The organism is Cryobacterium breve, from assembly GCF_004402375.1.
Taxonomy (GTDB): domain Bacteria; phylum Actinomycetota; class Actinomycetes; order Actinomycetales; family Microbacteriaceae; genus Cryobacterium; species Cryobacterium breve.
This window is the reverse complement of record NZ_SOGJ01000023.1, coordinates 553,430-568,783: the sequence shown is the minus strand read 5'-3', so window position 1 is coordinate 568,783 and position 15,354 is coordinate 553,430. Positions and strand designations below refer to the sequence as shown.

10 protein-coding genes are annotated in these 15,354 nt (G+C 70.3%); 7 read left to right on the top strand and 3 right to left on the bottom strand.

The genetic code is table 11. The features are described from left to right. Positions 1-112: 112 nt before the first annotated feature. Entirely contained in the window at positions 113-5,884 is a 5,772-nt protein-coding gene (gene pulA / locus E3O65_RS12705; RefSeq protein WP_338419189.1) for a pullulanase-type alpha-1,6-glucosidase, read from the top strand. Positions 5,885-5,916: 32 nt separating this feature from the next. Here the strand turns inward: pulA and E3O65_RS12700 are convergent, their stop codons facing one another. The 3 genes from E3O65_RS12700 to E3O65_RS12690 all read right to left on the bottom strand — a co-directional run bounded on the left by E3O65_RS12700 (position 5,917) and on the right by E3O65_RS12690 (position 10,466). Then, a complete protein-coding gene (locus E3O65_RS12700; RefSeq protein ID WP_134364052.1) occupies positions 5,917-8,751 on the bottom strand; it encodes a molybdopterin-dependent oxidoreductase in 2,835 nt (944 codons plus the stop codon). After that, positions 8,748-9,632 (bottom strand): FAD binding domain-containing protein, encoded by an 885-nt coding sequence (locus tag E3O65_RS12695; RefSeq protein ID WP_134364051.1) that lies wholly within the window; start codon positions 9,630-9,632, stop codon positions 8,748-8,750. Before E3O65_RS12695 ends, E3O65_RS12700 begins: the two co-directional genes overlap by 4 nt. A 249-nt stretch (positions 9,633-9,881) precedes the next feature. Continuing rightward, entirely contained in the window at positions 9,882-10,466 is a 585-nt protein-coding gene (locus E3O65_RS12690) for a MogA/MoaB family molybdenum cofactor biosynthesis protein (protein WP_338419188.1), read from the bottom strand. Positions 10,467-10,568: 102 nt separating this feature from the next. Between E3O65_RS12690 and E3O65_RS12685 the strand changes: the two genes are divergently transcribed. From E3O65_RS12685 to E3O65_RS12660, 6 genes are all read left to right on the top strand, one after another. After that, the gene (locus E3O65_RS12685) at positions 10,569-10,991 is read left to right on the top strand and encodes a TOBE domain-containing protein (protein ID WP_134364049.1); all 423 of its coding nucleotides are present in this window, start codon (positions 10,569-10,571) and stop codon (positions 10,989-10,991) included. 14 nt (positions 10,992-11,005) lie between these two features. Further along, the gene (gene modA / locus E3O65_RS12680) at positions 11,006-11,779 is read left to right on the top strand and encodes a molybdate ABC transporter substrate-binding protein (RefSeq protein WP_134364134.1); all 774 of its coding nucleotides are present in this window, start codon (positions 11,006-11,008) and stop codon (positions 11,777-11,779) included. 88 nt (positions 11,780-11,867) lie between these two features. Further along, entirely contained in the window at positions 11,868-12,665 is a 798-nt protein-coding gene (locus E3O65_RS12675) for an ABC transporter permease (protein WP_241985746.1), read from the top strand. Then, positions 12,662-13,429 (top strand): sulfate/molybdate ABC transporter ATP-binding protein, encoded by a 768-nt coding sequence (locus E3O65_RS12670; RefSeq protein ID WP_134364048.1) that lies wholly within the window; start codon positions 12,662-12,664, stop codon positions 13,427-13,429. The genes E3O65_RS12675 and E3O65_RS12670 overlap by 4 nt, the downstream gene beginning before the upstream one ends. A 44-nt stretch (positions 13,430-13,473) precedes the next feature. Beyond that, positions 13,474-14,790 carry a cysteine desulfurase gene (locus tag E3O65_RS12665; RefSeq protein WP_134364047.1) on the top strand — a complete coding sequence of 439 codons (1,317 nt, stop codon included), beginning with the start codon at positions 13,474-13,476 and terminating at the stop codon, positions 14,788-14,790. Beyond that, positions 14,787-15,353, top strand: a complete 567-nt coding sequence (locus tag E3O65_RS12660; protein WP_134364046.1) for an iron-sulfur cluster assembly scaffold protein — start codon at positions 14,787-14,789, stop codon at positions 15,351-15,353. The genes E3O65_RS12665 and E3O65_RS12660 overlap by 4 nt, the downstream gene beginning before the upstream one ends. Position 15,354: the final 1 nt, after the last annotated feature.

Genomic DNA, 15,354 nt, shown 5'->3' with positions numbered 1-15,354 from the left:
CGCGCGATCGAGCAAACGCTTGCAGCAAACGCTTGCATATGCGGTATGCGGCGGAGTAGCGTCACACCTGTTGTTCTCAGCGCCACCGGGCGCGAGACAGGGGGAGTCACTGTTGACGAAACGCACCGCTACACGCCGCCCGGCAATCCGCCGCATGGTGGCCATGATCGGAGCCGGTGCGATCGTTCTCTCCGGTCTCGCCTTCTCCGAGGTCGCCGCGGCCGCCGCCACCCCGACGGTCGCGCTGGTCGGCAGTCTGCAGGGTGAGCTGGGCTGCACGGAGGACTGGCAACCGACGTGCGAGTCCACCGAGCTGGCGCCCACCGGCGTCGACGGGGTCTGGTCCGCCGAGTTCACGGTGCCGGCCGGCAGCTACGACTACAAGGTCGCCCTCAACGACACGTGGGACGAGACCTACGGCCTCGACGGCGGCGCCGACAACATCCCGCTGACCGTCGCCGGCGAGAGCCGATTGAGCTTCACCTTCGACCTCAGCCGGAAGCGCGTCGGCCTCGAGGTACTCTCCCTGGCCGGTGCCTACTCCGCGGAGGATGAGGCCGTGGCGGCCGCGCCCATCCGCCAGCCCGGCAGCGACGAGCAGTTCTACTTCGTGATGACCGACCGGTTCAAAGACGCCGACCCGGCCAACAACACAGCCGGCCTCGGAGTCGACCCGCAGGTGTCCGGCTACGATCCCGCGAACAAGGGCTTCTACAACGGCGGCGACCTCGCCGGGCTCCGCTCGCAGCTCGACTACATCGAGGGGCTGGGCACGAGCGCCCTCTGGCTGACTCCTTCGTTCAAGAACCGGGCAGTGCAGGGCGAGGGCGAGAGCGCGTCTGCGGGCTACCACGGCTACTGGATCACCGACTTCACGCAGATCGACCCGCACCTCGGCACCAACGCCGAGCTCGAGGCGCTCATCGACGACGCGCACGCCCGTGGCATCAAGGTGTACTTCGACATCATCACCAACCACACCGCCGACGTCATCGACAACGAGGAGAAGCGATACTCCTACATCGACAAGGCCACGGCGCCCTACACGACCGCGTCCGGTGAGCCCTTCGACCCCGCCGACTACGCGGGGACCGACGAATTCCCGGCCCTCGACGCGACATCCTTCCCCTACACGCCGTACCTCTCTGCCGCCGACGTGGCAGCCAAAGTGCCGGCCTGGCTGAATGACCCGACGCTGTACCACAACCGGGGCGACTCGACCTTCGAGGGCGAGAGCAACCTCGACGGCGACTTCTCCGGCCTCGACGACCTGATGACGGAGAACCCGGCCGTCGTGAACGGCTTCGTCGACGTGTACACGGATTGGGTCGACCTTGGGATCGACGGCTTCCGCATCGACACGGTCAAACACGTCAACTTGGAATTCTGGGAGTCCTGGTCCACGCAGGTGCTCGACTACGCGCACGCCGCCGGCAAGCCCGACTTCTTCATGTTCGGCGAGGTCTACGACGCGGATGCCGCGAAGACGTCCCCTTATGTCCGCAAGACCGACCTCAACTCGGTGCTCGACTTCGGATTCCAGTCGCAGGCGTCTAGCTTCGCCGCGGGCAACTCCGCGAAGGGGCTCAGCCAGTTGTTCGCCTCCGACGACCTCTACACGACGCCCGACTCCAACGCCTCCGCGCTGCCGACCTTCCTCGGCAACCACGACATGGGGCGCATCGGCTATTTCCTCAAGGGCACCGACGACCCGCTGGCCCGCGACGTGCTCGCCCACGAACTCATGTTCCTGACCCGCGGCCAGCCCGTGGTCTACTACGGCGACGAGCAGGGCTTCATGGGCTCGGGCGGCGACCAGGACGCCCGCCAGTCCCTGTTCGCCAGCCAGGTGTCCGAATACGCGAACCAGCCGCTGATCACCGGTGAGACCGCCGGTTCGGTCGACCGTTTTGCCACGGATGCGCCGCTCTACACCCGCATCGCTGAGCTGTCCGCCCTGCGGCGAGATCACGCGGCCCTCGCCACGGGCGCGCAGATCGAGCGTTACGCCGACACCGGGGCCGGCGTCTACGCCTTCAGCCGGGTCGACCGCACCGAGAAGATCGAGCACCTCGTCGCCGTGAACAACTCGGCCGAGGCGAAAACCGTGACGATCCCCACCCTCACCACGGATGCGTCTTGGTCGGTGCTCTTCGGCGACACCGCCGCCGCGGTATCCGGCGACAGCGGCGAGCTGGCCGTGACCGTGCCGTCGCGCGGCTCGGTCGTACTCGTGGCCGACCGCACCGTCAGCGTTCCGGCCGCGGCCGCGGCGATCACGGTCGCCGCCCCCGCAGCGGGCAGCGGGGTCACCGGCGTCTCACCGGTCGGGGCCACCGTCGACACCGGAACCTGGCAGGAGACCGGCTTCGCCTGGCGGGTGGTGGGCGACAGTACCTGGACCGGCCTCGGCACCGCCGAAGACACCACCCCGCGAGTTTTCCACGACACCGCCGGCCTGGCCGCCGGCACCCTCGTCGAGTACCGCGCAGTCTCCACGGATGCCGCCGGCCAGCGGGCCGCGGCCTCCAGCTTCGTCTCCGTGGGCAACACCGTTTCGCTGGCCGACACCGACACCCCCGACGCCGGGATCGACCTGGTCACGGTCGCCGGCAGTCACAACTCCGAGATGGGCTGTGCCGGGGACTGGCAGCCCGGCTGCGAGGCCGCGAAACTGACGCTCCGGGCCGACGGCATCTACGCCGGCACCTTCGACCTCCCGGCCGGCGACTACGACTACAAAGTCGCCGTCAACGGTTCCTGGGACCTCAACTACGGTTCCGGCGGCGTTCCCGGCGGAGAGAACGTGAGCTACACCACCACAGGGGGTGCCGTCACGTTCTACTTCGACCCGCGCAGCAACTTCTTCCAGGGCACCGCCGAGGGCGACATCGTCGTCGCGGCCGGTTCCTTCCAGGAGGAGGCCGGATGCTCCGGCGACTGGCAGCCGGACTGCCTCGCAACCTGGCTGCAGGACGTGGACGGCGACGGCACCCTCACCCTGAGCTCGAACACCCTGCCGACCGGCTCGTACGAGGCGAAGGTCGCGCACAACCTCGGCTGGGACGAGAACTACGGCGCCGACGGCGTGCCGAACGGCGCGAACCTGTCCTTCACCGCCACCGAGGGCAAGGAGAGCCTGTTCAGCTACAACCTCGCCAGTCACGTGCTCACGATCCAGGTGACCGACCCGCCGTTGGCGGGCACCGGGCAGGCGCGGGCACACTGGGTGAGCGAGGAGACCATCGCCTGGCCCCGGGACCTCCTGCCTGTGAACGCCGACCCGGCCGCGCTCGGCTTCGCGTTGCACTCCTCGGCGGCCGCCGGCCTGGCCGTCGCCGACGGTGCAGTCACCGGCGGTGACCCGGTCGAGCTCGACTACGACCCGGCCGGGCTCTCCGATGCGGAGAAGGCGCGTTTCCCGGCCCTTGCCGAATCCGTGGCATTGCGGCCGGTCGGCGTGGATCGGTCCGAGGTGGAACGCCTGCTCACCACCCAGCTGGCGGTGGCCCAGTCCGGCACCGACGACACCACAGTCACCCTCACCGCGTTCACGGGCGTGCAACTGCCCGGCGTGCTCGACGACCTCTACGCGGATGCCGCCGCGGACCGGACACTCGGCGTCACCTGGTCGAAGAAGCGGCCCACCCTCGCGGTCTGGGCTCCCACGGCGCAGAACGTCGACGCGCTCGTCTGGACGGCGGGCGACACGGCCGACCCGGAGCGCATCGCGTTGACGCGCCAGAACGACGGAACGTGGACCACGACCGGCACCAAGAACTGGACCGGCGCATCCTTCGTCTTCGAGGTCACCGTGTTCGCGCCGACGACGGGGAAGATCGAGGTCAACCAGGTCACCGACCCGTACTCGGTGGCCCTGACGCCGAACTCCACCCGGTCGGTGCTGATCAACCTGGCCGACAAGGACTACCGCCCGAAGGCGTGGGAGAAGGCGAAGTCGCCGGTCATCCGGAAGGCCGTCGACCGGTCGATCTATGAACTGCACGTGCGCGACTTCTCGATCTCCGACGACACCGTGCCGGAAGAGCTTCGCGGCACCTATGGGGCGTTCGGGGTGGACAGCGCCGGCACCCGGCACCTGGCCGAGCTGGCGGCTGCCGGGCTCAACACCGTGCACCTGCTGCCGACCTTCGACATCGCCACAATCGAGGAGGACCGTGCCCTCCAGGCCGTGCCCGCCTGCGACCTGGCCTCCTTCGGGCCGGCGTCGCCGGAACAGCAGGCGTGCATCCAGGCGATCAGGGACCAGGATGGCTTCAACTGGGGCTACGACCCGTTCCACTTCTCGGTGCCAGAGGGCTCCTACGCGGTGGACGCGGACGGCGGCTCCCGAGTAGCCGAGTTCCGCTCCATGGTGGGCGCCCTGCACGAGGACGGCCTGCAGGTCGTGCTCGACGAGGTGTTCAACCACACCGCGCAGAGCGGTCAGGGTGAGAAATCGGTGCTCGACCAGGTCGTGCCCGGTTACTACCACCGCCTTAACCCGCAAGGCGCCGTCGAGACCTCCACCTGCTGCCAGAACATCGCCACCGAGCACGAACTGGCCGAGAAGCTGATGGTCGACTCCGTCGTGCTCTGGGCCAGGGAGTACCGAGTCGACGGGTTCCGCTTCGACCTGATGGGCCACCACTCGAAGGACAACCTGCTGGCCGTGCGGGACGCCCTGGACACACTGACCCTGAAGAAGGACGGCGTGAACGGCCAGGCGATTTACCTCTACGGTGAGGGCTGGAACTTCGGCGAGGTGGCGAACAACGCCCTGTTCGAGCAGGCGACGCAGGGCCAGCTCGGCGGAACGGGCATCGGCACGTTCAACGACCGGCTGCGCGACGCGGTGCACGGCGGCAGCCCGGTCGACGGCAGCACCGTGCAGCAGCAGGGCTTCGGCACCGGGCTCGGCACCGATCCCAACGGCGTGGCGATCAACGGCACCCCGGAGGAGGCGCTCGGCAGGCTCGGCGTTGCCAGCGACCTGGTGCGGCTCGGCCTGGCCGCGAACCTGCGCGGCTTCAGCTTCGTCACCAGCGACGGCACGGTGAAGCGCGGCGACGAAATCGACTACAACGGGTCGCCGGCCGGGTACGCGGACCAGCCGGACGAGGTGATCAACTACGTCGACGCGCACGACAACGAGACGCTCTACGACCTGCTCGCCCTCAAGCTACCGGCCGACACCGGGATGAATGACCGGGTGCGCATGAACACCCTCTCGCTCGCCACCGCGACGCTCTCGCAGTCACCATCGCTCTGGCACGCTGGAACCGACCTACTGCGCTCGAAGTCGCTCGACCGCGACAGCTACAACTCGGGCGACTGGTTCAACCGCATCGACTGGACCGGCCAGACCAGCAACTTCGGCGTCGGCCTGCCATCGGCGGCCGCGAACGAGGACAAGTGGGGCATCATGCGCCCGCTGCTTGAGGACCCGGCCCTCAAGCCGACGCCGGAGGACATCACGTTCGCGTCGGCCCAGGCCCAGGACCTGCTGCGCCTCAAGCAGTCGACCGAGCTGTTCCGGCTCGGCGACGCGAAGCTGATCACCCAGAAGCTGACCTTCCCGGCCAGCGGACCGGACGCCACCCCCGGCGTCATCGCGATGAGCGTCGACGACACCGTGGGAACCGACGTCGACAAGAAACTGGACGGGCTGCTGGTGCTCTTCAACGCCGGCCCCGAACCCCAGACGATCCGGCTCGACGAGCTGGCCGGGCGCGGCTACGCCCTCAGCGGCATCCAGGCCGACGGAGCAGATGCGCTCGTCAAGACAACGACGTGGGATGCGGCGACGGGCACGGTCACCGTTCCCGCCCGCACGGTCGCCGTGCTCGTCGACGCGCAGGAGCGAGGGGCGAAAAAGCGGTAGCCCGCGGATCGCACCCCGTCGCTGCACCCCGTTCAGGAGCGAGCGGGGTGCAGCAGCCGCCAGATCCGGTCGCGCGACATCGGCAGCTCGGTGGGACGGATGCCGATGGCGTCGCGCACCGCGTTCGCCAGCGCCGGCGCCACCGGGTTGTAGGGCGACTCGCTCATCGACTTCGCCCCGAACGGGCCGAGCACGTCGTGAGTCTCCGCGAAGTACACCTCAGTCACGGGCAGGTCGGCCAGCTGCGGGATGTGGTAGTTCCGTAGCACGCTCGTGGTCACGGTGCCCGCGCCGTCGAGGACGACCTCCTCGTAGAGCGCGGTGCCGATCGCCTGCGCGACGCCACCCTCGATCTGGCCGCGGCACTGTTCCGGGTTCATCACGACGCCGGCATCCGCGGCCTGCACCGATTGCAGGATGCGTACCTCGCCGGTCTGCGTGTCCACGGCCACCCGGAAGGCGTGCACGTTGAACGCCACCGAGCGGCGGGCACCGTCTTCAGCGCCGACACCGCGGAGAGCGGCTGCCCCGGCTCGTTCGGCCAGATCCGCCAGCGTGATGAACGTCTCCCCGCTGCGGAGACCGTCGGGTTCCAGGGTCCAGGAGGCGGTGGGGATCTCCCCGTGCTCACGTGCGGCGGCCTGCCGCAGTATGTCGGCGAGGTCGTTCGCCGCCGCGAGCACGGCCTTGCCTGCGATGACGACGCCCGCCGAGCCGAACGCGCCCGTGTCGTAGCCGATCGCATCCGTGTCGGATTGCAGGATCCGGATGCGGTCCGGAGTCGTGTTCAAGGCGGTGGCGGCCAGTTGCGCGTGCACCGTGGTGGTGCCGTTGCCGAACTCGGCCGTGCCGACGCGCACGGTGTAGCGCTCACCCAAAGGACCGAGGGCCGCTGTGTTCAGGGTGACGGAGGCCTGCGCGTAGTGCCCGCGCGGCGGGGTGGTGGCGATCATCGCGGTAGCCATGCCCTCGCCCACCTTCCAGTGCTCTCCCGGGGGCGTAGGGGTGCCGTTGCCGCGGGCCAGGGCAGCCTGGGCCAGGTCGAGGCACTGGTCGAGGCCGTAGCTGCCGAAGATGAGGTCCGGGCCCTCGACGTGGGTGACCACGAGTGGGTCGTTCGGGCCGACCGAGTTGAGCCGGCGCAGATCGAACGGGTTGATCCCGACGGTGCGGGCCAGCTCGTCGAGCGCGGATTCGATGCCGAAGATCACTTGGCCGAGACCGTAGCCGCGGAAGGCGCCCGACGGGAGATTGTTCGTGTAGACGCTCTGGGCATCCACCCGCTTGTTGGGCACCCGGTAGAGGCTGACCGACTCGGAGCTGCCGTGGAACATCACACCGGGCGCGTGGTTGCCGTAGGCGCCGGTGTCGGCGAGCACGCCGAGCTTCAGCGCGGTGAGACGCCCGGTGTCGTCGGCGCCGAGGGTGACCTGGATCTGCATGGGGTGCCGGGCCGGGGAGAGCGTGAACTCGTCGGAGCGGCTGAACTCGTACTGCACGGGCCGTCCGGTCTTCAGCACGGCGAGGGCGACGACGTCCTCGGTCAGGATCTCCTGTTTGCCGCCGAAGCCGCCGCCGACCCGGGCCGTGAACACGCGCAGCCGCTCGGGGGCAAGGTCGAACAGGCGGCAGATCTCGCGGTGCACCAGGAACGGCACCTGGGAGCTGGTACGCAGGATGAGTCGGTCGCCGTCTGTTGAGGCGTCGGCTGTGGCGGGCTCCAGCCAGCCGATGGTCGCGTGCGTCTCCAGGTGGGTGTGCGCCACCCGCTGGGTCTGCCAGCTGCCGCTCACGATGTGGGTTGCCTCAGCCAGGCCCGCCGCGATGTCACCGTATTCGCCGTGCAGCTCGGCCACCAAGTTGCGGGCCGGGTCGGCCAGCCGGCTCTCGGCGGCATCCTTGTCCCCGTGCACCAGGGGAGCGCCGGGCCGCAGAGCGGCGTGCGGGTCGAAGACGGCGGGGAGCGGCTCGTAGTCGATCTCGAGCAGGCGGCAGGCTGCCTCGGCGATGGCCAGGGTGTCCGCGACCACGGCCGCGACCCGCTGGCCGCGGAACCGCACGACCGAATCGAGTACGAGGGTGTCGTCGGGGTCGTCAAGGCGGTCCTCGTGCCGGGCGGTGGAGAACAGGGTGGCGGGAGAGTCGGCGTGGGTGAGCACGGCGTGCACCCCGGGGAGGGCTGCAGCCGCGTCGGTCCTGATCGAAAGGATGCGTGCGTGCGCCTGCGTGCTCTGCAGCACGCTGAGGTGCAGGAGGCCGGGCACCGTGACGTCGAGAGTGTACGGCTCCTGCCCGCTCACCACGCGTTCACTGGCCGGAGCGGCCAGCGACGTGCCCACCGTGCCGGGGCGTGGTCCGGTTTTGATGACCGGGCCGAGGCCGCGCTCAGGACCTGCTGTGGCGTCAGCGCCTGCTGTGACGTCTGAGCCGTTCACCGGTGTGTGGGTGCCGCGGATGGCGTCCTCGATGGCGCGGTAGCCGGTGCAGCGGCACAGGTTGCCCTTCAGCAGCCGCGGGAGATCGTCAAGTTCGCTCTCGGTCAGGGTCGACGCAGTCACGATCATGCCGGCCGTGCAGAACCCGCACTGGAACCCGGCGGCGTCGACGAAGCGCTGCTGGATCTTGGCCAGGTCGCCGGGCAGGCCGAGCCCGGCCACGGTCGTGACCTGCTTTCCCTCGGCGCGGAACGCCGGGTAGATACAGGAGTGCACCGGAGTGCCGTCGACCAGCACGGAGCAGGCACCGCAGTCGCCCGTGTCGCAGCCCTTCTTGACCTCGAAGTGCTCCTGGTCGCGGATGAGAGAGCGCAGGCACTGCCCGGGGGCCGGGGACGCGTCGACGGGTTCGCCGTTGATCTGCAGTCTCATGGGCGGACTCCGTCTTCCAGGGGAGCGTCTTCCAATTCGGCGGTTGCGAGTTCGGCCCGGATCTCCTCGCCCAGCACACCGCTCACGGCGCGGCGCCAGTCGGCGGCGCCGTGGGCATCCGTGAACCAGCAGTCGATCGCGACGATATCGCGGGCGAGTGCGGCCGCACCGGGCAGGGAATCGTAGCGCAGCTGCACCGGGCGCACGGTGCCGGCGGTGACGGTGAGCACGAAACTCGAATCCAGGTCGAGCCGGCCGATCAGCACGACGCCGGAGCGGCCGAGCGGGGAGAGGGCGATCTTGCGGTAGGCGGTGCGGGCCGCCAGCGAGGAGGCCGGCACGTGGATCGACCGCAGCACGTCGCCGGTGCCGAGCACGTTGGTGGTGTCGCCGGTGACGAAGGCGGCCGCGGGCATCCGTTCGTCGCTGCCGTCGCGGCGCCAGATCAGCACCTCGGCGTCGAGGGCGGCGGCCAGGCTGGTCATCGGGCCGGCCGGCAGGGAGGCGCAGAGGTTGCCGCCGACGGTGGCGACGTTCCAGATCTTGAACGAGCCGTAGAGGGCTGTGCAGCACTGGTGGAGCAGCGGATGCGCGGTCCAGCCGGGCGCGCACTCCAGCCGGGAGAGTTCGGCGATGGTGCAGGTGGCGGCGATGGTGAGGCCGGGGGTGGTGCCGGATTCCGTGACCGGACCGTCCGCATCCGTCATCAGGGTCAGGGCAGGCCAGCCCAGGGTCTGCAAGTCGACCAGGCCGGTGAGGTGCGTCTGCGGGTCGGCGAACAGGTCGGAGCCGCCGGCGAGCGGGGCCACCTGGGTGCCGAGGTGCGCCAGGTCGTCACGGTGACGCGCGGAGGTGATCGTGAGCACGGTGTTGAGGTCCATCGTTTCCCTCACTCGACCGCTCGGTGCGGGTCGACACCCTGAATTATCCGCCTGCCCCGGATCGCCCCGCGAGTCGACGCGCTCGCTCGCGGCATCCTCACGGCAAGCCGCCGTCGGTTCGTGGAGGGCGCGGGGCCGGGGGAGTGAGGTGGCGAACCAATTCGACGGAGATTTTGCCCAATATCCGGGTTTGTGCAGGGTTTTGCGTCGATGTGGCCGAAATCTCCGTCGAATTCGTTCGGGCGGGGGCTAGTGGTCCACGCCGTGGAGCTGGTCGAGGATGTGGTCGAGCACCTCGGTGAGGAGACCCAGGCCATCCTTCACGCCGCTGGGGGACCCGGGGAGGTTGATCACCAGGGTGCGCCCGCGGGCGATCCCGGCGTGGCCGCGTGAGATCACGGCCAGAGGGGTGGATGCGGCGCCGCGGCGGCGAAATTCCTCCATCAGGCCGGGGAGCAGCCGGTCGAGCTGCGGGAGGGTCTGCTCGGGCGTGAGGTCGTGTGGGCTGACACCCGTGCCGCCCGTGGTGATCACCAGGTCGACGCCCGCGTCGAGGGCCTCGATCAGCGCAGTGCCGACCGGATCGCCGTCGGGCACCACGCGGCGCACGCCGAGGGCGAAGCCGCGCTCCGTCAGCCAGGCGTCGATGACGGGGCCGGTGCGGTCAGCATAGGCGCCGGCCGCGGCGCGGGTGGAGGCGACGATCACCTGCGCGGTGCGGGGCCCGCGCGGTTCGGCCGGCACGGATGGTCGGGTCGGCTGGTCAGGTTCGGTCGACTGGGTCGGCACGGCGGGCTGGGACGGAGTCGACGGATGGTTCGCTGCGGCGGTCACGCGCTCCATCCTGCCTCACTGCGCGTGCCGGCCCCACTGCGCGTGCTGCGTTTCCGTCCCGCACACTGCCCATTCCGCAGATGCGGTAATAAGATGCTCCACATGTCGCAAATACGGATCAAGGAAGCCGCCGGGTACCTCGGCGTCAGCGACGACACCCTGCGGCGCTGGATCGACAACGGCGCGCTCGCCGCGAGCACCGACGACGCCGGCCGCATGGTCGTCGACGGGTCCGACCTGGCCCACCTGGCCCGCGAGACGGCGCTGGCCCGGGAGAACGCGTCATCGCCCGCCGATCCGTCCACCACCGCGAGTTCGGCCCGCAACCGCTTCGTCGGCCTGGTCACCCGGGTGCTGAGCGACCCGGTGATGAGCCAGGTCGAGCTGCAGTGCGGCCCCCACCGGGTGGTGTCCCTGATGAGCACCGAGGCCGTGCGCGACCTCGGCCTGGTGCCGGGGTCGGTGGCCGTGGCCGTGGTCAAGGCCACCACCGTGATCGTCGAAACCCCGAAGGGTCTGTCGTGACCGGCGCCCGGAGCATGCGGCTCGCGCTCGGGCTGGCGGCGGCGTCCGTCGTGCTGGCCGGCTGTGTGGGAACCGCCGGGGCAACGCTCGGCACCGACAACGCCGCGGGGCAGGGCGAGACGCTCACCGTGTTCGCGGCGGCATCCCTCACCGAGACCTTCACCGAGCTGGCCGACCGGTTCGAGGAGGCCAATCCCGGCGTGACGGTCGCGCTCAACTTCGCCGGCTCGGCCGATCTGGTGACCCAGATCCGGGAGGGAGCCCCGGCGGACGTGTTCGCGGCGGCGGACACCACGAACATGGCCAAGCTCAGCCGTGACGGGCTCGTGGACGGCAGCCCTGCTGTCTTCGCCACCAACACCCTGATGATCGCCGTGCCCGCCGACAACCCGGCCGGCATCGCCACGTTCGCCGACCTCGCCGCGCCGGGCGTCGACGTCGTGGTCTGCGCGCCGCAGGTGCCCTGCGGAGCCGCACTGCAGGCCCTCGAGGCCGCCGCGGGCGTCACGCTCGCCCCGGTGAGCGAGGAGAACGCCGTCACCGATGTGCTCGGCAAGGTCACCAACGGCCAGGCGGATGCCGGGCTCGTCTACGTGACCGACGTCGCCTCCGCCGGCGACGCGGTTCTCGGCATCCCCGTGCCCGAGGCCGATCAGGCCGTGAACGAATACCCGATCGCGGTCGTGGCAGGCAGTGAGCAGGCGCGGCTCGGGGCATCTTTCGCCCGGTTCGTGACCGGGGCGACCGGTCGGGGCGTGCTCAGGGCGGCGGGTTTTGGCGCGCCGTGAGTCGGCGGAGCGCCGGGCCGGGACGCCGCGCCGCGAGGTGACGGCCGGTCGCGACGGCTCCCGCTACGGCTCCCGCTACGGCTCCCGTTTGGACTCCTCCGACGGCCGGGTGACGCTCGGCGTGCCCCGCTGGACGCTCATCCTGGCTGCCGTCGGCGCCCTGTTCATCGTGCTGCCGATCGCGGGCATGACCCTGCGCGTGGACTGGTCGCAGTTCGGAGCCCTCGTGACCTCCGAGGCGGCGGTCGCGGCGCTGATGCTCAGCCTGCGCACCGCCGCGATGAGCACCGTGCTCTGCGTCGTGTTCGGCGTGCCGATGGCTCTCGCCCTGGCCCGCAGCCGGTTCCCCGGACAGCGTCTGGTGCGCGCGGTCGTGCTGCTGCCGCTCGTGCTGCCGCCGGTCGTGGGCGGCATCGCCCTGCTGTCGACCTTCGGGCGGCGCGGACTGCTCGGCGAGACCTTCGAGGTGCTCGGCATCCAGATCGCCTTCTCGACAACGGCCGTCGTGCTGGCGCAGACCTTCGTGGCGCTGCCGTTCCTGGTGCTGAGCGTCGAGGCCACCCTGCGGGCTTCCGGCGCGCGTTTCGAGGCGGTCGCCGCCACGCTCGGCGCCACCCCCGGCACGGTCTTCCGGCGGGTGACGCTGCCGCTGGTGCTGCCCGGCCTGGTGGCCGGCGCGGTGCTCGCGTTCGCGCGCGCGCTCGGCGAGTTCGGCGCGACCCTCACTTTCGCCGGCAGCCTGCAGGGAGTCACCCGCACACTGCCGCTCGAGATCTACCTGCAACGGGAGACGGATGCCGACGCGGCCGTCGCCCTCGCCCTTCTGCTCGTGGCCGTGGCCCTGATCGTGATGGTGGCCACCCACCGGCCGCGAGGACTGTCATGACCCTCGAACTGGCCGCGGTGATGCGCCGGCGTGGGCTGGATGTCTCCTTCACCGTGTCGCCGGGTGAGACGGTGGCACTGCTCGGCTCCAACGGCGCCGGCAAGTCCACCGTCGTCGAGCTGTGCGCGGGTCTGCTGCGGCCCGATTCCGGTCGGGCCACCCTCGACGGGCAGGTTCTGTTCGACCTGCCGGGCACGTTTCTGCCGCCGCACGCCCGCCGCACGGTGCTGCTGGCCCAGGAGCCGCTGCTCTTCCCGCACCTGAGCGTGCGCGACAACGTGGCGTTCGGTCCGCGCAGCGCGGGGGAATCCCGGGCCGCGTCGCGGTTGCTCGCCGACGAGTGGCTCGCCGCCGCCGAGGTCTCCGAGCTTGCCGACCGGCGACCCGCGATGCTGTCCGGCGGCCAGGCCCAGCGGGTCGCCGTGGCCCGGGCCCTCGCGGCCAGCCCCCGGCTGCTGCTGCTCGACGAGCCGATGACCGCCCTCGACGTGGCCGCCGTGCCCGCGCAGCGCCGGTTGCTGCACCGGGTGCTCCTCAATCGGTCCGTCATCCTGGTCACCCACGACCCGCTCGACGCCCTCGCTCTGGCCGACCGGGTGATCGTGCTGCAGGGCGGGCGCATCATCGAGGAGGGGCCGACCCGCGCGGTGTTCGCGCATCCGCAGACGGAGTTCACCCGGGCCCTGACGTTCGGGCTTGACCTGTCCGCGGGGCCGGCAGTGCCGGGCGGCGGGCCGGGTTCCGCACCGATCATCGGTGTGTGACGCGGTCGGTGCGCATAGCAGGGAGGAGGGAATACTCTGGACAGATGACGTCTTCCGTTTCACCGTCCACCCGTGCGAACGCTCGCCCGCTGACGGACGAGGAAGTCGACCGCATCCGCAACGATTTCCCGATCCTCGACCAGTTGGTCAATGGGCATCCGCTCAACTACCTCGACTCGGGTGCGACCTCGCAGAACCCGCTCAGCGTGATGGAGGCCGAGCAGGAGTTCTACGAGCAGCGCAACGCCGCCGTGCACCGTGGGGCGCACACCCTCGCGTTCGGCGCCACCGAGACGTTCGAGGCGGCCCGCGCGACCGTGGCCGCGTTCATCGGTGCGCAGGCCGATGAGGTCGTCTGGACGTCGAACGCGACCGAGGGGATCAACCTCGTCGCCTACTCGTTCTCCAATGCTTCCCTCGGGCTCGGCGGCCCGGCCGCGAAGCGGTTCGCGCTCGGCGCCGGCGACGAGATCGTCGTCACCGAGATGGAGCACCACGCCAACCTGATCCCGTGGCAGCAGCTCGCGTTGCGCACCGGCGCGACCCTGCGGTTCATCCCGGTTCGAGACGATGGCACACTCGACCTGGCGGCGGCGGCGGGCATCATCGGAGCGCGCACCCGCCTGCTCGCGGTCACCCACGCCTCCAATGTGGTGGGCACGATCAACCCGGTCGCCGAGCTCGTGGCCCTGGCCCGCGCGGTGGGCGCGCTCGTGCTGCTCGACGCCTGCCAGTCGGTGCCGCACCTGCCCGTGGACGTGGCCGCCCTCGACGTGGACTTCGCCGTCTTCTCCGGCCACAAGATGCTCGGTCCCACCGGAATCGGCGTGCTCTACGGCAAGGCCGAGCTGCTTGCCGACATGCCGCCGTTCCTCACCGGCGGATCCATGATCACCACGGTGGACATGCACACCGCCGAGTTTCTCGCGCCGCCGCAGCGTTTCGAGGCCGGCACCCAGCGCATTTCGCAGGCGATCGCCCTCGCCGCCGCGGTCGACTACCTGACCGAGACCGGTATGGACCGCATCATGGCGCGCGAGGCCGAACTGGGGCAACGCCTTGTGGAAGGTCTCGCCGAGATTCCCGGGGTGCGTCTGCTCGGACCGCCCGCCGGAGTTGAACGCATCGGCCTGGCCAGCTTCGACCTGGCCGGGGTGCACGCCCACGACGTGGGCCAGTACCTCGACGAGGCCGGCATCGCGGTTCGCGTCGGGCATCACTGCGCCCAGCCGCTGCACCGCCGGCTCGGCGTGACCGCGTCGACTCGCGCGAGCACCTACCTGTACACCACAACCGATGAGGTCGACCGGTTCCTGGCGACCCTGGCCGAGGTGGCCCCGTTCTTCGGAGTGAAGTCATGACCAACAGTGCCATGCAGCAGCTCTACCAGCAGATCATCCTCGACCACGCCAAGTCCCGGAACGGCGCCCCGGCGGGCGGGCTGCCACCGCTCGGCGAGGTCGGAACCGTTCCCGGTGCGTCTCCTACCGGTGCGGGTTCCGGGTTACGCGTGACCGAGTCGCACCAGGTGAACACGACCTGCGGCGACGAGGTGACCTTGCGCATCGGCGTGCGCGGCGGGGAAGCTGGCGGCCCGCCTGCGTCCGGCGGTGTGCCTGCGTCGGGCGCTGAGCCTACTGGCGACGCCGTGATCGAGGAGTTCGCCTGGGCCGGCGACGGATGCTCGATCTCGATGGCGTCGGCATCCGTGCTGCACGACACCGTGTGGGGCGAGGACGTCGCCACCGCGCGGGCCGTGCTGAACACCTTCCGGGAGATGCTGCGCTCGCGTGGCACGATCGAACCCGACGAGGAAGTGCTCGGCGACGCTGCCGCGTTCGCCGGCGTCTCCCGTTACCCGGCCCGCGTCAAGTGCGCCATGCTGCCCTGGGTGGCGTTCGAGGCGGCCCTGCTCGCGGAATAGG